Source organism: Celeribacter baekdonensis (assembly GCF_900102315.1).
Classification (GTDB): Bacteria; Pseudomonadota; Alphaproteobacteria; order Rhodobacterales; family Rhodobacteraceae; genus Celeribacter; species Celeribacter baekdonensis.
The window spans coordinates 197,105-215,407 of record NZ_FNBL01000005.1 but is presented as its reverse complement, the minus strand read 5'-3'; the positions used below and the strand labels follow the sequence as shown (position 1 = coordinate 215,407).

At 57.5% G+C, this 18,303-nt stretch carries 18 protein-coding genes; 5 read left to right on the top strand and 13 right to left on the bottom strand.

What is annotated here, in order from left to right:
- Positions 1-2 precede the first annotated feature (2 nt).
- The 9 genes from BLT54_RS11065 to BLT54_RS11025 form a co-directional block, all read right to left on the bottom strand.
- Positions 3-1,178 carry an acetyl-CoA C-acyltransferase gene (locus BLT54_RS11065; RefSeq protein WP_074644907.1) on the bottom strand — a complete coding sequence of 392 codons (1,176 nt, stop codon included), beginning with the start codon at positions 1,176-1,178 and terminating at the stop codon, positions 3-5.
- An 11-nt stretch (positions 1,179-1,189) separates the two neighbouring features.
- Positions 1,190-2,482, bottom strand: coding sequence for an ArgE/DapE family deacylase (locus tag BLT54_RS11060; RefSeq protein ID WP_074644904.1), 1,293 nt, complete (start codon positions 2,480-2,482; stop codon positions 1,190-1,192).
- Between the two features lie 8 nt (positions 2,483-2,490).
- A complete protein-coding gene (locus BLT54_RS11055) occupies positions 2,491-3,159 on the bottom strand; it encodes a 3-oxoacid CoA-transferase subunit B (protein ID WP_218129380.1) in 669 nt (222 codons plus the stop codon).
- Positions 3,146-3,838: a CoA transferase subunit A gene (locus tag BLT54_RS11050; RefSeq protein WP_074644902.1), complete on the bottom strand. Its 693-nt coding sequence runs from the start codon at positions 3,836-3,838 to the stop codon at positions 3,146-3,148. The genes BLT54_RS11055 and BLT54_RS11050 overlap by 14 nt, the downstream gene beginning before the upstream one ends.
- Positions 3,835-5,184 carry an aminotransferase family protein gene (locus BLT54_RS11045; RefSeq protein WP_074644899.1) on the bottom strand — a complete coding sequence of 450 codons (1,350 nt, stop codon included), beginning with the start codon at positions 5,182-5,184 and terminating at the stop codon, positions 3,835-3,837. Before BLT54_RS11045 ends, BLT54_RS11050 begins: the two co-directional genes overlap by 4 nt.
- Positions 5,181-6,011, bottom strand: a complete 831-nt coding sequence (locus tag BLT54_RS11040) for an amino acid ABC transporter ATP-binding protein (protein WP_074644897.1) — start codon at positions 6,009-6,011, stop codon at positions 5,181-5,183. The genes BLT54_RS11045 and BLT54_RS11040 overlap by 4 nt, the downstream gene beginning before the upstream one ends.
- A 16-nt stretch (positions 6,012-6,027) precedes the next feature.
- On the bottom strand, positions 6,028-6,684 hold the full coding sequence (locus BLT54_RS11035; RefSeq protein ID WP_074644895.1) for an amino acid ABC transporter permease: 657 nt from the start codon (positions 6,682-6,684) through the stop codon (positions 6,028-6,030).
- A 42-nt stretch (positions 6,685-6,726) separates the two neighbouring features.
- On the bottom strand, positions 6,727-7,374 hold the full coding sequence (locus BLT54_RS11030; protein WP_074644893.1) for an amino acid ABC transporter permease: 648 nt from the start codon (positions 7,372-7,374) through the stop codon (positions 6,727-6,729).
- A gap of 99 nt (positions 7,375-7,473) precedes the next feature.
- Positions 7,474-8,259 carry a transporter substrate-binding domain-containing protein gene (locus tag BLT54_RS11025; protein WP_074644891.1) on the bottom strand — a complete coding sequence of 262 codons (786 nt, stop codon included), beginning with the start codon at positions 8,257-8,259 and terminating at the stop codon, positions 7,474-7,476.
- Positions 8,260-8,413: 154 nt separating this feature from the next.
- Between BLT54_RS11025 and BLT54_RS11020 the strand changes: the two genes are divergently transcribed.
- Positions 8,414-9,370, top strand: coding sequence for a LysR family transcriptional regulator (locus BLT54_RS11020; RefSeq protein ID WP_074644888.1), 957 nt, complete (start codon positions 8,414-8,416; stop codon positions 9,368-9,370).
- A 130-nt stretch (positions 9,371-9,500) separates the two neighbouring features.
- Here BLT54_RS11020 and hemP read toward each other — a convergent pair whose 3' ends face one another.
- Entirely contained in the window at positions 9,501-9,662 is a 162-nt protein-coding gene (hemP, locus tag BLT54_RS11015) for a hemin uptake protein HemP (protein WP_074644885.1), read from the bottom strand.
- Positions 9,663-10,060: 398 nt separating this feature from the next.
- Between hemP and BLT54_RS11010 the strand changes: the two genes are divergently transcribed.
- From BLT54_RS11010 to BLT54_RS10995, 4 genes are read left to right on the top strand one after another with little or no spacing between them, the layout of a single operon-like run.
- Positions 10,061-11,116, top strand: a complete 1,056-nt coding sequence (locus BLT54_RS11010; protein ID WP_074644882.1) for an efflux RND transporter periplasmic adaptor subunit — start codon at positions 10,061-10,063, stop codon at positions 11,114-11,116.
- The gene (locus tag BLT54_RS11005; protein WP_074644879.1) at positions 11,113-12,186 is read left to right on the top strand and encodes an efflux RND transporter periplasmic adaptor subunit; all 1,074 of its coding nucleotides are present in this window, start codon (positions 11,113-11,115) and stop codon (positions 12,184-12,186) included. The genes BLT54_RS11010 and BLT54_RS11005 overlap by 4 nt, the downstream gene beginning before the upstream one ends.
- Positions 12,183-15,230, top strand: a complete 3,048-nt coding sequence (locus BLT54_RS11000) for an efflux RND transporter permease subunit (RefSeq protein ID WP_074644877.1) — start codon at positions 12,183-12,185, stop codon at positions 15,228-15,230. The genes BLT54_RS11005 and BLT54_RS11000 overlap by 4 nt, the downstream gene beginning before the upstream one ends.
- A complete protein-coding gene (locus BLT54_RS10995; protein ID WP_074644874.1) occupies positions 15,227-15,925 on the top strand; it encodes a TetR/AcrR family transcriptional regulator in 699 nt (232 codons plus the stop codon). Before BLT54_RS11000 ends, BLT54_RS10995 begins: the two co-directional genes overlap by 4 nt.
- Here BLT54_RS10995 and BLT54_RS10990 read toward each other — a convergent pair.
- The 3 genes from BLT54_RS10990 to BLT54_RS10980 are packed head-to-tail and all read right to left on the bottom strand — an operon-like array spanning position 15,917 to position 18,268.
- A complete protein-coding gene (locus tag BLT54_RS10990; protein ID WP_074644872.1) occupies positions 15,917-16,573 on the bottom strand; it encodes an aspartate/glutamate racemase family protein in 657 nt (218 codons plus the stop codon). The genes BLT54_RS10995 and BLT54_RS10990 overlap by 9 nt on opposite strands.
- Before the next feature lies 1 nt (position 16,574).
- The gene (locus BLT54_RS10985) at positions 16,575-17,411 is read right to left on the bottom strand and encodes an ABC transporter permease (RefSeq protein WP_074644869.1); all 837 of its coding nucleotides are present in this window, start codon (positions 17,409-17,411) and stop codon (positions 16,575-16,577) included.
- A 2-nt stretch (positions 17,412-17,413) separates the two neighbouring features.
- Positions 17,414-18,268, bottom strand: a complete 855-nt coding sequence (locus tag BLT54_RS10980; protein WP_074644867.1) for an ABC transporter permease — start codon at positions 18,266-18,268, stop codon at positions 17,414-17,416.
- Positions 18,269-18,303 lie beyond the last annotated feature (35 nt).

Below are 18,303 nucleotides of genomic sequence, written 5' to 3'. Positions count from 1 at the left end.
AATTAAAAAATTTCAAACAATCCCGCCGCGCCCTGACCGCCGCCAATGCACATTGAGACCACGCCATACCGCGCGCCACGGCGTTTGCCCTCAAGCAAGATATGCCCGGCCATGCGCGCGCCCGACATGCCGTAAGGATGGCCGATGGAGATCGCACCGCCGTTGACGTTGAGTTTTTCATCGGGGATGCCAAGCGTGTCGCGGCAATAGAGCAACTGCGCGGCAAAGGCTTCGTTGATTTCCCAAAGATCAATATCGTCGATGGTCAGGCCTGCACGTTTTAAAAGTCGCGGAATGGCATGGACCGGACCGATGCCCATTTCTTCGGGGGCAACCCCCGCCACGGCAAAGCCCCGAAAGGCGCCAAGCGGCTCTAATCCACGCTTTTCGGCCTCTTTTGCCGACATGACGACACAGGCGGAGGCCCCATCCGAGAGTTGGCTGGCGTTGCCCGCCGTGACGGATTTGTCCGGGCCAAGAACCGCCTTGAGACTGCTCAACCCCTCAAGTGTCGTGCCGGGGCGATTGCATTCATCTGCCACAAGCCGCACGGCCTCCTCGTGGCTTTCACCCGTGGCTCTGTCGGTCACGGTTTTGACCGCCTCAACAGGGACGATTTCATCAGAAAACAGACCCAAATCCTGCGCCATTGCGGTTTTTTTCTGAGAATCCAAAGCATAGGCATCCTGCGCGGCGCGAGGGACGCCATAGCGTTCGGCCACCACTTCGGCGGTTTCGATCATCGACATGTAATAGGCATCCGGCACGCCCGGAGATGGGTAGCGGTAGCCGTTCCAGTGAGTGTTCTGAACCAGAGAAATAGAGTCTAATCCACCTGCAAGTGCCACATCGACGCCCTCGGCCATGACCATATGCGCGGCGGATGCGATGGCGTTGAGACCCGAGGCGCATTGCCGATCCAGAGTGACCCCCGCGACCGTATCGGGCAGCCCCGAGGCCAGCACGATATGGCGCGCGACATTGATGCCGGTGGAGCCCTGGGTCAGGGCAGAGCCGAAAATGGCCTCTTCAATCTCGCCCCCTTCAAGACCCGCGCGGGCGACGGCGGCACGCACCGCATGGGCGGCCATGGTCGGGCCTTCGAGATTGTTGAACGCGCCACGATAGGCTTTGCCAATCGGTGTGCGGGCGGTGGAAACGATAACGGCTTCGCGCATGAGTTTGGTCCTTAAATATTTTCGACGCCGCACCAGTCGGCGATGAACAGGGCGGTGGCCCCGGTGATGCGGCGGATGCTGTCCAATTCGACGCGTTCGTTGAATCCGTGGATGGCTTCGGCGCGTGGGCCATAGACCAGCGCGGGCGTGTCGGCGTAGAGGCCAAAGAACCGCGCATCGGTGGTGGCGGTGATCGCCGCAGGGTCCAAGGTCTTGCCTGTGGTGATCAAATGCGCGCTCTCTAATGCCCCAATCGCGGCCCGTGCCGTGGTGGATGTGTCTTCGGAGAGCGCATATCCTTCGGCCATAAAGCCGTGATATATCACCTCCGGCAGCGCATTCTTGAGAAAGGCGTTTTGCCGCGCGGCCTCATAGATGGTCTGTTCGATCTCGGCCTTTGCGGCCTCGATGTCTTGGCCGGGAAAGATCGCCATGCGCACGTCCATGACCGACCATGCGGGCACGGAACTGGTCCAATCGCCGCCTTGGATTTTGCCGATGTTGAGGTTCAGCGCGTGATTGTGATGCGCGAAATCCGCGTGACGGCAGTCTGGCGCGTTCCAGCGGGTTTCCATCTCATGCAGCGCATGGATCAAAGGGATCGCCGCCTCAATTGCATTTGCGCCACTGCCCGCATAGGCAACATGAGTCGGCAGGCCTTTAAGGTGGACCTGAAACCAAATCACGCCGATCTGTGCGGTGACGAGTTTTTCCTCAAACGGTTCGGGGATCAGTGCCGCATCGGCTGTGTAGCCTCGCGCCAAACAGGCCAGCGCACCGTTGCCGGTGCATTCCTCCTCGACGACGGATTGAAAAAACACATCGGCGGCGGGGGCGAGGTTGAGATGACGCAGGGCATCAAGCGCAAAAAGGTTTGAGGCCAGTCCCGCCTTCATATCGCCCCCACCGCGACCATAGAGCCAGCCGTCCGCCACATGCGGTTCAAACGGTGGTTTGTCCCACATGTCGAGCGGTCCGGCGGGCACCACGTCAATATGACCGTTGAGGATCAAAGAGCGGCCCTTTTGGGTTCGGCTTTTATGGGTGCCGACGACGTTTTGGGCATCCTCATACGGGCCAAGCACCGGGGAGAAACCGGGCAGGTGGCTGATCTCATCGACGTTGATCTGCCACTGATCGACCGCCATGCCACGTGTTTTTAAGGCGTCCGCCATAAAGGCCTGCGCAGTTTGCTCAAAACCGCGTGTCGAAGGGTGCGATGTCAGTTCCGTCAGAAACGCGATCTCCTGATCAAACAGGTCATCGACCGCTGACAAAATGCGGGTGGAAAGCTCTTGATCCATGAGATGCCTCAAAAGGTAGGAATGTCAGTGTCAGGTACGATCAATGGCGCGCCCGTGGCCTCGGTGACCTCTTGGACGGTGACGCCCGTCGCCAATTCGCAAAGCTCAAATCCATGTGCCGTTACGTCGATCACCGCCAGATCGGTGAAAATCCGTGCCACGCGGCGCTGGGCGGTCAGGGGCAACGTACACTGTTGCAACAGCTTGGGATTGCCATGCCGATCCGTGTGCGTGGTCATCACCACCACACGCCGCGCTTTTTGCGCCAATTCAATCGCACCGCCCGCACCGGGGGAGAATTTTCCGGGGATTTTCCAATTGGCCAGATCACCATTTTGCGCCACTTCAAATGCCCCCAACATGGTCAAATCCAACCGCCCAGAGCGCACCAACGCAAAGGACACGGCGCTGTCGAAATAGGCGGAGCCGGGGATAGGCGAGACATAGGCTCCGCCTGCGTCGATCAGGTTTCGGTCGGCGCGCTCATAGGGCAGGGTCGCACCAATTCCGGTCATGCCGTTTTCGGTATGAAGGCAGACGGGCAAATCGGCGGGCAGGTGATTGATCACTTTCGTTGGCAGGCCGATGCCAAGATTGACCACCATACCAGCGGTGAGTTCACGGGCGGCACGGGCGATCATGCGGGCGCGTGCGTCAAGGGGCTTAGCGTCTGACAATGCCGTAATCCTCAGAAATTTCAAAGAGTTCCGCGACGTGATCGACAAAGGCTCCGGGGGTTTCGACGGCTTCGGGTGAGAGGCTTCCCAAAGGCCCGAGGGTTTCGACCTCGGCAATCACCATCTTTGCGGCCATGGCCATCAGCGGATTGAAATTCCGTGCCGTGGCGGCATAGGTGAGATTGCCAAAGGGATCGGCGCGGTCGGCATGAATGAGGGCGACATCGGCACGCAGCGCGTTTTCGACCAAAAGGCGTTTGCCGTTCATCTCCACCACCTGCTTGCCCTCGGCCAATTCCGTGCCCAGACCAATGTCGGTGACAATCGCCGCAAGCCCCGCCCCCCCGGCGCGAATGCGTTCGGCCAAGATGCCTTGGGCGCAAAATTCGACCCTAATCCGGCCCGAATTGAGGGCCGAGATGGCATTGGCGTTGAGGCCGATATGGGTCGAGATCAGGGTTTTCACCTGCCCATTGGCGATCAAAAGGTCGATGCCCATCCCGGTTTCATTGGCGTCATTTTTGATCAGGGTGAGGTCTTTTTGACCTTGGCGCACCAGTTCACGGATCAGCGTAAAAGGTGTGCCGGGCACGCCAAAGCCACCGACCATGATCGTGGCCCCATCGGGGATGCGCGCCACGGCCGCCTCGATGGTGGTGGTTTTGTCCGGCAGGCTCATCGGCCCACCACCGGCAAGTCGTGGTTGGCGGCAAAGGCGTCCAAACTGTCGGTCAGGATCGTCATGATCTCGTCAATCTGCGTCTCAGTGATGATCAGCGGCGGGCAGACGAGGAAGTGGTCGCCCTCCGTGCCGCCACGGGTGCGGCGCGAATAAAGGATCAGACCGCGCTCATACGCCAGTTCGACCAGCTCGGAATGGGCGTTCATCTCTTTCGGTAGGGGATCTTTGGTGTCGCGATCCGACATGAGTTCAAAGGCCTGCAATAGACCCTTGCCGCGCACATCACCGATAAAGGGATAGCGGTCCATCAGGGTCTTGAGCCGGGCGTGCAAAATCTCACCCATCGCCGCGCAATTCTGAACGATGTTCTGCTCTTCCATCTCTTCCAAAACGGCAAGACCCGCAGAGCAGGCCAAGGGATTTCCGGCATAGGTGAACCCATGTAAAAATCCGCCGGCCCCCATCAAAGCATCGACCATTTCACGGCGCGCAGCGACCGCGCCCAAGGGCGCATAGCCCGCGCCCAAGCCTTTGGACATGGCGATGATGTCGGGGGTGACGCCCCAATGTTCACAGGCCAAAAACGTCCCCGTGCGACCCGCGCCAGTCATGACCTCATCAAAGATCAGGATCACGCCATATTCGTCGCAAATCTCGCGGATGCGTTTGTAATAGCTGTCAGGGGCGACCAAAGCGCCGGTTGATGCCCCGCCCACGGGTTCCATGATAAAGGCCAAAACCGTGTCCGCGCCCTCCGCCTCGATCCGCTCGCGCAGCATTTCGGCGTATTTGATCCCGCGCTCTTCGTCGGTCAGATTGTCACGATCCAAATAACAGGTCGGTGCTTTGACATGGGGCATGTCTTGGAACATCGGCGCAAAGGGGCCAGCGAAGAGTTTGCCACCGGTGAGCGCCAGCGCGCCCAAGGTGCCGCCGTGGTAGGCGGGGGTGCGGGCGATGACTTTCCAACGGCTGCTTTGGCCTTGGGTCACCGCATATTGGCGGGCGAGTTTTTCCGCGGTTTCCACCGCTTCCGAGCCGCCAGAGACAAAGAAAATCCGGTCCAACCCTTTGGGCATCAGGCCCGCGAGTTTGGTGGCCAGATCTTCGGACGGGTGGGTGCGAAAATGCAGGCGGTAGCCAAAGGTGGCCTTGTCCATCTGCGCTTTCATCTTGGCCAAAACGCGCGGATTTGAGTGGCCAATATTGGACACCATCGCGCCAGATGAGCCGTCGATGTAGCGCTTGCCGCTTTCGTCATAGAGGTAAATCCCCTCGCCATGCTCCAGAAACGGTCGGGGTTGGGTGGCGAGGTAGAACAGGTTGGACTGCTCGGCGGTCATTTTGCACCTTCGTTGGTTTGTGCGGCAGTGAGGGCCGCGGCTTCGGCGGCGTTTTGGGCGTGATGCTGGGCAAGATGTTTGCGCAGGAATTCTTTCGTCCGTTCTTCGGTCGGGTTTTGAAATACGACGCTGGGCGGGCCTTGTTCGACGACCACGCCCTTGTCCATAAAGATCACCCGGTCACAGACCGAGGCGGCGAAATCCATTTCGTGGGTGACGATGATCATCGTCATGTGCTCTTCGGCGAGACGTTTCATCACCAGGTTGACCTCTTCGACCAGTTCCGGGTCGAGCGCCGATGTGGCCTCATCAAACAGCATCAATTTCGGTTGCATTGCCAAGGCGCGGGCGATGGCGACGCGCTGTTTCTGACCTCCGGAAAGCTGCGACGGATAGTAGTCAATCCGCTCCAACATGCCGACGTGATTGAGCTGTTCTTCGGCCAGCTTGTCGGCCTCTTTGTCGGAGAGACCTTTGAGCAGTTTTGGCGCCATGGTGACGTTGTCGCGCACCGAGAGATGCGGGAACAGGTTGAAATGCTGGAACACCATCCCGACCTGTTGGCGCATGGCGTTGATATGTTTCTCATATTGGCGGTAGGGCAGGTTTTTGTTGATCTGCACGCCATCGAGCCAGACCTCGCCACCCGTGAGCGAATCCAGATCATTGATCGCCCGCAACAGCGTGGATTTGCCCGACCCGGACGGGCCGATGATGGCAACGATTTCGCCACGGTCCACGGTGAGAGAAATGTCTTTGAGCACCTCAAGATCGCCATAGGCTTTCTGGGCGTGACGGATGTCGACGAATTTATGAGCTTCGGTCATGTCAGGTCCTTAAGGCTTAGCGGGAGAGGGAGGTTTTACGTTCGATGCGGCGCATGACGGCCTCCATGCCGAGATTGACGATGTAGTAGAACACGGCGGCGACGGCGTAGAATTCAAACGGGCGATAGGTGCGACCGATGGCAAGTTGCGACGAGAGCGTCAGTTCCGACACGCCGATCACGGAGACCAGTGCAGAGTCTTTCAACAGCGCGATCATGTTGTTGCCAATCGGCGGGATCACATCGCGCACGGCCTGGGGGATCACCACCTTGCGCAACGCTTGCGAGCGTGAACAGCCAAGGGTGCGCGCCGCTTCCATCTGACCTTTATCCACGGCCAAGATCGCGGTTTGGATCAACTCCGAATTATAGACCGCAAAGTGCAGGCCGAGCCCGATCACGCCGGCGACAAAAGCGGGCAAATCAATGCCCAATTGCACAAGGCCGAAATAGATCAAAAACAACTGCAACAACAACGGTGTGCCCATAAAGAGCCATGCGAAAAACCGGACCGGAAGCCGCAGGAACCACGGCGCGTAAAGCGCGATCACGGCAAGTAGGATACCGCCGAAAAAGCTCAGGATCGCGGCGCAGACGGTGATGGCAATGGTCCACAACACACCGATCAAAATCGTGTCGAGATAGGCGGGGACAACGGTGAAATCAAGACCCATGACGCGCGCCTTTCATGCTGGATTTCAGGGCAGGGAACTGGCTCATGGCAGACGTGCCTTTCGGTCGAGGTAAGTGATGCCTTTGCCCGTCACGGTGATGATGATGATGTAAAGCACACCCGCCAAAAAGAACATTTCGAACGGCTTATAGGTTGAGCCGATATAGCGCTGGGCGGTGTAGGTCAGTTCGACCACAGAGATCGCGGCAACAAGTGCTGTGCCTTTGATCTGGGCGTTGATGTTGACCCCCAAGGGCCGGATCATCAGGCGCATGGCTTGCGGCAATGTCACTTTGCGAAACGCCTGAGCGCGCGACAGACCCAGCGTGCGCGCCGCCTCGGTTTGTCCCCCATCGACCGAGACAATCGCCCCGCGCATGGTTTCCGCCATATAGGCGCCGATGTTCAGGCCAAGCCCAATCACCCCGGCCTCGAACGCGTCGAGTTGGATGCCGATTTGCGGACCGCCAAAATACAACAGGAACAGTTGGATCAGCGCAGGCGTGCCGCGAAAGACGCTGACATAGACCGCGCCGATGATGCGCAACAGGCGAAAGCGCGACATCCGCGCCGCAGCCGCCAGCGCGCCACAGATCAGCCCAAGCAGAACCGTGAGCACGGACAGCTCAATGGTCACCACCGCAGCTTCGAGAAAATAGGGATAAACCTTGAGGATAAGCTCTATGTCCATAGCGACAGAGGTCTCTTTGGGTCAGGGAAAGAAGGGGCACAAACGAGAGGTCAAAGGGGACGCGCAGATCACGCGCCCCCTATCGAGACCCTGTGCGGCTTAGCGGATGTCTTCGCCGATCCACTCTTCGGCAATGGCAAGGTAGGTGCCATCGGCCATCATCTCATCAAGGGCGGCTTGCATTGCGGCCTTCAACTCGGGGTTGCCTTGGCGAATGGCGATCCCGGCACCAAAGGGTTCGGTGTCCGGGTCGTCAAAGCTCGTGTAGGCGTAGCCGTTTTCTTTGAGTGCCAAAATCGCGGCGATGGAGTCGTTGACGATCACATCAACGCGACCGTTTTCCAACTCCATGATCAGCTCCGGCAGGCCTTTGTAAGTGCGTACGGTGTAGCCTTTGTCCTTGGCCCATTCCTCGTGGGTTTCGCCCAAAGTCACGCCGACTTTTTTGCCGTCCAGATCGGCGAGGGTTTCGATGCCACTGCCGGGTTTGGAGAAAATAGCGCGGCCCGTAGTGTAATAGGGTCCAACAAAATCAACCACTTCGGCGCGCTCATCGGTGATGGTCATTGAGCCAACGATGGCGTCATATTTATTGGCCAAAAGCCCACCGATGATGCCGTCCCATGCCGTGGTGACGATTTCGGTCTCAAGGCCCATGCGTTTGGCGATCTCGGTCCCGATGGCCGGATCAAAGCCCACGACTTCGTTTTTGTCATTCACAAAGTTGAACGGAGGATAGGCGCCGGACATGGCGATCCGCATCACGCCTTTTTCTTTGAGGGTCTCAAGTTCTTCTGCGGCCACGGGGGCAGCAAGGGTCAGCCCGGTCAGTGCGAAGGCCGAAACAGCGACAGCGGTTTTCAGGAAGTTTCTACGTTTGGTCATCGTCTTCTCCAGTTGGATCCAAATCGCCTTTGAGGGTGAGCCTCTCGGCAGGGATGGTTTTGCATGGTGGTTCTGGCCACCTTGGTGAAAAGGCTTGCATGTGTGAATACATTGCGCAAATAAATAATAAGAATGTTCAACATAGATAATATTTATGGCTAAACCTTACGAACAACGCTTTCCCTGGCATCTCGACTGGAACCTGTTGCGCACTTTCATGGTGGTGGTTGAACAACGCGGCATTTCGCGCGCGGCTGATTTTTTGGGTCTGAAGCAACCGACAATCTCCTCCGCTCTCAAGCGTCTCGAAGACACGGCCGGACATCAGTTGATCGTTAGAAAATCGAATGAATTCAAAGTGACGCGGGCCGGGCAGTTGCTTTATGCCGAATGTTCGTCGATCTTTGGCGCGGTCTCGCAATTGCCGTCCTTGTTGGAAACGGGCACCGAAGACTTGCGTGGCCATATTTCCATTGTCACCACATCTCATGTGATTTCGGATCACTTTGATGAGGTGCTTCACCGCTTTGTCACGCGTCATCCAAAGGTCAGCTTTTCTTTCACAGTCGCGGAAAGCGACGAAATTGTCAGCCGTGTCAGTCAAAATCGCGCCAGCCTTGGGATTTGTTTGCTGCATAAAATTCCGGCAGGTTTGAACGCGGACGTGTTGTACCGTGAATATTTCGGCCTGTTTTGCGGGCCGAAACATCGGCTGTTTGGGCGTGGTATGATTCCCCTGTCCGAACTCGAAGGCGAGAGATCGGTGTCATTTCAAACGGAAACCGATGGCGGGCCTTTGGCGCCCGTGGCAAAGCTGCGCACACGCGCCAAAATCGCGACGGGGTGGAGCGGGGTGTCTTCGAACCTGCATGAACTCAGGCGCATGATCGTTGCCAATATCGGCATCGGCGCGCTGCCGCTACATGTGGCCAAGCGCGATGTCGATTTGGGGCGGCTGCGTCAATTGCCACCCTATGATGCCCTGCCTTTGGTGAGCATCTATCTTTTGACCAACCCGCGCCGCAAGCTGTCCGAAGCCGAGGCCGGGTTTTTGACCATGTGCGACGAGATGCTTTCATCCGTTGATTTAGAATTGCGCACCTATCGCTAAAGCGTTTCGCGATAATCGCACGTAATGCGTTTGTTTCGAAAACGCCCACTCCCTAAGTTAAGTTCCGCGTGTTTCGGATTTAAGTCGTGACTCAACTTGAATCCGAAACACTTTAAAGGCTGAACGGCCTTTATTTGGTCAGGATCAATTTTTGCGCGCGGGTGATCCGCAGGGTGTAGGTTTGGCCATCAAGGATGATCTGTCGGGTTGAGCCGTCTGAAATCAGACTGCGGGCATCAATCGGGGGAAGCGGCGTCTCGGCCGCTTCCATTTTCGTTACATGTAGGGTCATTGGCTTGCCTTTTGTCATGTCCGTATTCCAGGCCAAGGGCCTGTCGCCCCTCTGAGGGAGGCGGATGGTGTGTCAGTAATTGAAACACCAAGACTGGCTGGGCTTTGCGCCATGGCGTGCCATTGGATGTCGCGGTTCAAGGCGCCGGACGGCGCGATCTCTGGGAGGATAAATTAATCTTAGTCTTTTTGTCAACTTATGGATGCAAGTTATGGATGCAAAATTTTAGACTCCAAAATATGTGCAGAAAAAACACGCGACATATCTTCGGTCTTCAGGAAGACTACACCAATATGGCCGAAAATCAGGGAATCTGTACGAACCGTAAAGTTAGATTTGACAAAACTGTCAATTCGGCTAAGTGAGAGGCTTAGCTTTTCGATATGTCAGGGATATTCATGAAAGTTCCAACGCTCTTGGGTCTGATCTGGCTCATCCTAACCCCGATGCAAATTTTGGCCGAAGTGCCTTTGGCGGTCGAAATTATTTCCGCCAAAAGCGCAACAGTCGTCCATGAGATCAAGGTTGTTGGCGCTGTCGAGGCGAAAGACAGCTTTCCGGCCGCCTTTCGCAGAGGCGGTCAGATCGACTATCTGGATGCCGAGGTCGGGCGCCAATTGAGCGCCGGCGAGGTGATTGCACGCATTGATGCGACCAATATTTCCGCTGCACTTGATGCGGCCCGGGCCAATTTGAATGCTGCCGAAGCCGCATGGGTTCAGGCCGAACAAGCCCGCACCCGAATGGATACGCTTTTGGCGCGCGGCGTGGGCACGCAGGCGCAATATGATGAGGCGCAGCAGGCCTTTCTGGCGGCGCAGGCCAGTCGCGATCAGGCCCGTGCCATGTTGGAAACCGCCGAACAAGCGCTTGACGATACAGAGATTCGTGCCGAAGAGGACGTGACCGTGATCGAAAAATATGTCGATCTGGGCGAGATCGTTTCCGCCGGAGCTCCGGTTGCCACCCTCGCGTTGAAGGGCAAAAAGCAGGCGGTGTTTTTGGCCCCGGATGCGGCGGGACTGTCGAAAATTCTCAACCATGAGGTCGAGCTTGATCCCGGCGGCACAGAGGCACCATTTCCATCGACGATCACCGAAGTCTTGCCGGTTTTGACCTCCACCGGAACGGTTGAAATCCATGCGGACATTCCCGAAGAGATGTCGATGCACATCCCGATCGGCACGTCGATCTCAGGTCGCTCCACGATCGAAGTCGACCAACGCATTGTTTTGCCGTGGAGCGCGTTGACGGCGGATTCCAAAGGCCCCGCCGTTTGGGTGGTCGATCCTGCGACCTCCACCGTGTCACTCAAATCTGTGCGGGTGGGCTCTTATAACGATAAGACCGTTGAACTCACGGAGGGCCTTGTCGAGGGGGATCTCGTGGTCGGGGCCGGGTCGCAAATGTTGTTCGACGGCCGCCCGGTGGTCGCAGGGGAGACGATGCAATGATCAAACCGATGCGGCTCTTGGCTGTGATGCTTGTTTTTTCGGGTCTGGGACAAGTGGGGTTGGCTCAGTCCGATATGGGTGAAACTCCGGCGCTGCGCCCGGTGATTTCCGAATTTGTGTCAACCGATCCGGTGGTCAAACGTCAATACTCCGGGGTGATCCGCGGTCAGGATGTATCCGCTTTGGCGTTCCAAACCAGCGGCCGTTTGGCGACGCTCAATGTTGCCGCCGGGGATCGCGTGACCAAAGGGCAGGTGCTTGCAACCTTAGATCAAATCACATTGGCGCAAGATGTTGCCGTGGCCGAAGCCGCCGTGTCGGGCGTACAGGCGCAGGCCGAATTTGCGCAGACCCAATATGAACGTGTTTCGGCGCTTGTGGCGCGCAATGTGGCCACCACCGCCCAACTCGAAGCCGCGCGCGCCAATCGCGATGCCACGGCGGCCAAACTCGAAAGCGTGCGTGCCGATCTGGCCCAAACCACGGAGGCGGCCCGCTACGGTAGTCTTGTCGCGCCACGGGATGGGATTGTCCTGTCCACCTCAGTCGATCCCGGCACGCTTGTTAGCCCTGGCGTGAGTGTGATGGAGATTGCCGATCCTTTGGGACGCGAGGCGATCATTGATGTGCCCGCCTCTGTCGCCGCGATCATGCCGGAAGGTGCGGGATTCGTGGTGCGTCACCGCTCGGGGGGCGTTGCCCCGGTGATGGCACGGCTGAGCGTGATTGAACCCGTCGCCGATACCAGTCTTGAGACACGGAGATTGCAGCTTGTGTTGCTTGCTCCGCCCGAGGATTACCGTATCGGCACCTTGATTACGGCGGCCTATAATCGTGGTGCGGACCCTGCTATGACCCTGCCCATAAGCGCCATTGCGGGGACGCAAGACAGACCTGGCGTTTGGCGCGTCGCGCCAGATCGTGTGGCGAAATTTGTGCCTGTGACGCTGGGCGCCATTGTGGGCGACCGGGTGGTGATTTCCGCAGGGCTTTCTGAGAATGATGAAATCGTCGTGCGCGGTGTACATGCGTTTGAGGACGGACAAAAAGTTGGGGAGCGGCTCGAATGAAGGGGTTCAACCTGTCGGATTGGGCACTGGGGCACCGCTCCTTTATCTGGTTCATGATGATCATTGCTGTGGTCGCCGGATCGCTTAGCTACATGAGGCTTGGGCGCGAAGAGGACCCGTCTTTTACCATCCGCACCATGGTGGTGACCGCGAGTTTGCCGGGGGCCACCGCCGAGGAAACCGTGACGCAGGTGACTGATCGCATTGAACGCAAACTGCAAGAACTCGCGACCCTTGATGGCACACGCTCGGTGACCTATCCGGGGATCGCAATGGTCTATGTTGATCTGCGCGACAATGTTCCCGCCTCCGAAGTGCGTCCGTCCTGGACCCGCGTGCGGCAAATGATGTCGGATATCCGAAGCCAGTTCCCACAGGAATTTCAAGGCTTTGCCTACAATGATGACTTTGGGGATGTGTTTGGAACGGTCTATGCCTTTACCTCGGATGGCTATGCGCCCGAGGAGGTCAAAGAGTATGTCGAAGACGTCCGCGACGTGGTTCAAAGTCTTGATGATGCTGGTAAAGTCGAAGTGTTTGGCACCCGCGATCAGGTCATCCATATCGAATTTTCCGCCCGTCGTTTGGCCGCTTTCGGTCTGGATGGACAAACCGTTTTGGGCTCTCTTGCGGCGCAAAACCAGATCGTCCCATCGGGGATGATCAGCACCGACGATGAAAACATCTTGCTGCGGGTCACCGGGCAATTTGACAGTGTAGACGCCCTCGCCAATGCGCCGCTGCGGTCTGGCGACATCTTTTTCACGCTGGCCGATGTGGCCAATGTGACCTCGGGCTACGATGATCCGCCGTCCGAATTGTTTCGTTACAATGGCGCGCCCGCAATCGGTCTGAAAATCGGGATGCGCGATGGCGGCAATGTGCTCGATTTTGGTGCGGCTTTGGATGAGACCATGGCTGAACTCACAACGACATTGCCCGTGGGTATCAATGTCCACCATGTCGCCGACCAGCCGAAAGTGGTTGAGGAGTCGGTGGGGCATTTCGTGAAAGCGCTGATCGAGGCGGTGGTGATCGTGCTTGCCGTCAGCTTCGTGTCTCTCGGTGTGCGCGCGGGGTTTGTCGTCAGCCTGACGATCCCCTTGGTTTTGGCCCTGACCTTTGTGTTCATGGAGGTTTTGGGTATCACGCTTCAGCGGATTTCACTGGGCGCTTTGATCATCGCGCTGGGTCTTTTGGTGGATGACGCCATGATCGCGATTGAAACGATGATCTCGCGCCTCGAACTGGGCGAAAGCCGCCGCAAGGCTGCCGCCTATGCCTGGACTTCCATCGCGTGGCCGATGTTGACGGGGACGTTGATCACCACCGCTGGCTTTATCCCCATCGGTCTCAACAGCAGTAACGCCGGTGAATACACCATCACCTTGTTCTATGTGATTGCCATTTCGTTGGTCCTGAGCTGGATTGTCGCCGTGTTGTTTGCGCCGGTGTTGGGGGCGACTTTTTTGCCGAAACAGTGGAAACATGTGCATGGCGAACCGGGATGGTTGCGTCGTCGGTTCCATCATCTGTTGCGGCTTGCGATGCGGTTCCGCCTTTTGACGGTGGTCATCACATTTGCGGCTTTCGCACTGGCTGTGGTCGGCATGAGCAAGGTCGAACAACAGTTTTTCCCAAGCTCGGATCGCCCAGAGGTTTTGGTCGATGTGACTCTGCGCCAAAACGCCAGTATTTATGCAACCGATACCGAGATTGCGCAGTTTGAAACATGGCTGAGCGCTCAGGAGGAGGTCGAGTTTTGGACGACCTATATTGGCAATGGTGCGCCACGGGTTGTGTTGACCTTGGAGGCGTTGACGCCTGGGCCAAACATTGGTCAGCTCTTGATCCTGACGACCGACCTTGACGCGCGTGATCGCCTTTTGACCAAAGTACGGACCTATTCCGAGGCCCGGCTTGGCGTCGAATTCTATCCCAAAACCTTTGAGCTTGGGCCGCCGGTTGGCAAGCCCGTGCAATACCGGATTTCCGGTCCTGATTACGCTGAATTGCGTGACCACGCACGTGAACTTGCCGCTGTCCTGTCGAAAGAGGAGCGGTTGAGCGCGATTTCGCTTGATTGGAATGAGCCAAGCCGTGTGGTGCGCGTCGATCTGGATCAGGCGCGGTTGCGTCAGCTTGGGTTGACCCAATCGGATGTGGCGGGGGTGATGTCGAGCCTGTTTGAGGGCTCCACAGTGACCCAAATCCGCGATGCGCGCACATTGATTGATGTTGAAATTCGCGGCGCCGAGGAAGATCGCAAAACCTTGACTGCTCTGGAAAATCTGCAATTTGCCAATGCGCAAGGCGTGTCCATTCCACTGTCCTCGATTGCGACATTGGATTGGGTGACCGAACAGCCGCTGATCCGACAAGAGGACCGCGCGCCCGTGATCACCGTGAAGGCGGCGATTGCCTCTGATGATTTGCCCGCAACCTTGGTCAATGCGCTCAAACCGGCGATTGCCAGCTTTGAACAAACCCTGCCACGCGGCTATACGGTCGAGGTTGGCGGTACGGTTGAAAGCAGCGCCGAAAGTCAGGGTCCAATTGCCGCCGTCATGCCGATTATGGTGTTGATCATGCTGACGCTGACGATGATTCAGGTCCAAAGTTTCCGACTGATGTTCGTCGTTATCGCGGTCGCGCCATTGGGGCTGATCGGTGTTGTTGCGGCACTTTTGAGCGCCAGTGCGCCAATGGGATTTGTCGCCCTGCTCGGGGTGCTCGCCCTTGTCGGCATTTTGATCCGAAATTCGATCATCCTCATTCAAGCCATCGAAGATCTGCGCCGCGAAGGCAAGTCGCGTTGGCACGCCGTGTTTGAGGCCTCTGACAGCCGGGCGCGTCCGATCCTGTTGACCGCAGCGGCGGCCTCTTTGGCCTTGATCCCGATTTCGCGTCAGGTGTTTTGGGGCCCGATGGCCTTTGCGATGATGGGCGGAATTATCGCCGGGACATTGATCACATTGCTCTTCGCGCCGGCGCTCTATTGTCTTGTGTTCCGGGTCAAACCGGAGGCGAAGGAGGCGACGTGACCGAAGAGATCCGTCAAACAGAACCCGTCGATTACCGCACCCGGATCGGACAGGAGCGCCGTCAGCGCACCTATGATCGTCTGGTCGAAGCGGGCACCATGGTCTTTGCCGACCGTGGGGTGAATGGCACGGTGATTGATCATGTCGTGCGCCGCGCGGGCGTATCGCGCGGCACGTTTTACAACTATTTCGACACGATTGATGATGTCTTGGTTGCGGCCAAACGGGCCCTCGCGCGCGAAATTGTCTCGCTGATTTTTGATGCGATTGATGAGGATTTGCCCCCGGCGGAACGGTTGGCCTATGGCGTCAAAGCCTTTGTCGAACTGGCCCGCGCGCATCCGCTTTTCCTCGAATTCACGGCGCGGATCGGCCGACATGCCTATGGGTTTGGTCAGGTCTTGGATGAGGTCGCGCCCTGTTTCGTGCGCGACTCAATCATGGCGGGTGACTTTTGCCCGATGCCCGAGGCAATGGTGACGGACCTCTTGGAGGTCGGAACGCTCGCGCTTATGCGCCGGATCGTGGCGGGTGAAGAGGTCGATGTTCCGGCCTTTGTCGCGGCGATTTTGCGCATGTTGGGGGTCGTGCCAGACGAGGCCACGCGCATTGCGGCGCGTCCGGTGGTTTGCCCTGTGGTGCCGGGTGAGGCGCTTTTGACGCAAAGCAACGCCGCGTGGATCAAATCACACTGAGTGCTGGTCCACCACCAACACCTGCGCCAAAAGCGTTGCCGCCCGGACCCCGTCGATCAGAACCACGCCTGAGCGTTTCGTCAATGTGCCGTGATGCGTGGACATGCCCGCGCATCCTAAAATCACCGTCTGTGCCCCGCGCGCGCGCATGGCTTTGATCTCGTTTGTGAGGTGATCCAAGACCTCGGGGCGGCCCTCTTCGACCTCCAAAACCGCAATGCCACTGGCCGAAACCGCGAGGCAGGCGGCCTCAAACCCGTGACGGCGGATATTGCCCTCAATCACCGGGACAGAGACGCCAAGGGTCGTCACCACGCCGTAAGTTTGGCCTTTGAGCAGGGCAAAATGATAGGCCGCTTCGCCGATCCCGATCACCGGACAATGCGCCGCCGCACGCAGGGCCTCCAATCCCGTGTCATCGAAACAGGCGATGACGATGGCTTCAACGCCCTCTTCGCGCGCTTTCGGTAACAATGCCATCAGGCCAGGGATCGCCGCCGCACCATCTTCAGGACCTTGAATGGCGGCGGGGCCGTCCGCGTTGGTCCAGCCTAAAATCTCCGCCTCAGGCAAAAGCGCGCGCGCGGTCGCCACAACACTCTGCGTCATATGGGCGGAGGAATTCGGATTGAGAAAAAGGATCTTCACTTTAGACCCCTTTGCCCGCATCGGACCCAAGCCGCGCGCGGCGTTTGCCCAAAATCCACACGGTCAAAAGAAACGCGCCGATGATCAAAAGCGAAAACAGCGTGGTCATGGTGCCAAGCGCGTAGATCACCGGCGTGGTCACATTGGTGGTCATGCCAAAGATTTCCAGTGGCAGCGTGTTGTACGACCCCGCCGTCAACAAAGTGCGGGCGAATTCGTCATAGGACAGGGTAAACCCAAACAGACCCACGCCAATGAGAGAGGGCGCGATGATCGGCAAAACGACGTAGCGCACCGTTTGCCATGGCGAGGCGCCTTGATCGCGCGCGGCCTCTTCAAAGGATTTGTCAAAGCGGTTGAACACGGCAAACATGATCAGCAACCCAAAGGGCAGCGTCCATGTCAGTTGCGAACCGAAACCCGAGGTGGCCCAATGGATTTTAAACCCAAGTTGGCTAAAGATCAGACCGACGCCAAGCGAGATCAGGATCGAGGGGATCACCAGCGAAGCGATGATCAGGTAAAACAAAATGCCGGAGCCATAGAACCGTTTGCGAAAGGCAAAACCGCCCATGACGGAGACGACGACAGTCGTCACCATGACCATCAACCCCAGCGCGAGAGAGCGTCGGAAAGCGCCCCAAATATCGCCCACCGCCTGTTGTTCAAACAGATCGCGGAACCAATGCAGCGACAGGCCGCGCATCGGAAAGGTCAACCCCCCGGTCGGTCCCTGAAACGACAGGATGCCAATGGTCAGGGTTGGGCCATAGAGGAACAGGATGAACAGGGCGAAGACCGCGCTGAGGACATAAAAGGAACCGGGCCGTTTTCCCATGATCAAAGCTCCTTCCGAATATCGACAAAGCGCAACAGGATGCCGATCACGATCAGCACTGTGATCAACAGGATGACGGCGGTGGCGGCGGCAGAGGGGTATTGCAACAGCGCGATGTCATTGGAAATCAACCGGCCGACATTGGCTTTTTGCGACCCCGACATGAAGCGCACGGTGATGAAATCGCCCATGACAAGCGTCAGCACAAAGATGGTGCCAATCATGATTCCCGGCTTGGTCAGCGGCACAATCACATGCCGAAGCGTCTGAAATCCGCTTGCGCCATTGTCGCGCGCCGCCTCGATCAAGCTGTGATCAATCCGCGTCATCGTGTTGAAAATCGGCACCACCATGAACAGGGTGTAGAGATGGACAAAGGCCAGGATCACCGAGAAATCCGAATATAAAAGCCACTCAAGCGGCTGATCAATCACGCCCCAGGATTGCAGCGCTGAATTGGCGATGCCATTGCGGCCAAGGAAGGGAATCCATGAAATCATGCGGATGATATTCGAGGTCCAAAACGGGATCGTGCACAGCAAAAACAGCGCGATCTGCATGGTCTGGCTGCGGATGTGAAAGGCCAGATAATAGGCGACTGTAAAGCCGATCAAAAGTGTGAGCGCCCATGTGATCGCCGCATATTTCAACGTGGCATAAAACACTTTGTAGGTCACATGAGAGCCAAACAGAAATTCGTAATTCTCTAATGAAAATGCCGGGATAATTGAAAATTCCGTGGCTTGCCAAAAGCTCACCACAACGATGGTGATGATCGGCAAGATCAAAAATCCAATAAGGACAAGCGTCAGGGGAGAGGCCTGTAGCCAACCTTGGATGTGACGGTTTTTCAACATCTGTCCTCGCTCAACACCGGGCCCGGCCCACGCGT

Bases quoted from the DNA above. Each gene is read 5' to 3' on its own strand.
- BLT54_RS11065 (WP_074644907.1), bottom strand. From the start codon at position 1,178: ATGCGCGAAGCCGTTATCGTTTCCACCGCCCGCACACCGATTGGCAAA.
- BLT54_RS11060 (WP_074644904.1), bottom strand. From the start codon at position 2,482: ATGGATCAAGAGCTTTCCACCCGCATTTTGTCAGCGGTCGATGACCTG.
- BLT54_RS11050 (WP_074644902.1), bottom strand. From the start codon at position 3,838: ATGAGCCTGCCGGACAAAACCACCACCATCGAGGCGGCCGTGGCGCGC.
- BLT54_RS11045 (WP_074644899.1), bottom strand. From the start codon at position 5,184: ATGACCGCCGAGCAGTCCAACCTGTTCTACCTCGCCACCCAACCCCGA.
- BLT54_RS11040 (WP_074644897.1), bottom strand. From the start codon at position 6,011: ATGACCGAAGCTCATAAATTCGTCGACATCCGTCACGCCCAGAAAGCC.
- BLT54_RS11035 (WP_074644895.1), bottom strand. From the start codon at position 6,684: ATGGGTCTTGATTTCACCGTTGTCCCCGCCTATCTCGACACGATTTTG.
- BLT54_RS11030 (WP_074644893.1), bottom strand. From the start codon at position 7,374: ATGGACATAGAGCTTATCCTCAAGGTTTATCCCTATTTTCTCGAAGCT.
- BLT54_RS11025 (WP_074644891.1), bottom strand. From the start codon at position 8,259: ATGACCAAACGTAGAAACTTCCTGAAAACCGCTGTCGCTGTTTCGGCC.
- BLT54_RS11020 (WP_074644888.1), top strand. From the start codon at position 8,414: ATGGCTAAACCTTACGAACAACGCTTTCCCTGGCATCTCGACTGGAAC.
- hemP (WP_074644885.1), bottom strand. From the start codon at position 9,662: ATGACCCTACATGTAACGAAAATGGAAGCGGCCGAGACGCCGCTTCCC.
- BLT54_RS11010 (WP_074644882.1), top strand. From the start codon at position 10,061: ATGAAAGTTCCAACGCTCTTGGGTCTGATCTGGCTCATCCTAACCCCG.
- BLT54_RS11005 (WP_074644879.1), top strand. From the start codon at position 11,113: ATGATCAAACCGATGCGGCTCTTGGCTGTGATGCTTGTTTTTTCGGGT.
- BLT54_RS11000 (WP_074644877.1), top strand. From the start codon at position 12,183: ATGAAGGGGTTCAACCTGTCGGATTGGGCACTGGGGCACCGCTCCTTT.
- BLT54_RS10985 (WP_074644869.1), bottom strand. From the start codon at position 17,411: ATGGGAAAACGGCCCGGTTCCTTTTATGTCCTCAGCGCGGTCTTCGCC.
- BLT54_RS10980 (WP_074644867.1), bottom strand. From the start codon at position 18,268: ATGTTGAAAAACCGTCACATCCAAGGTTGGCTACAGGCCTCTCCCCTG.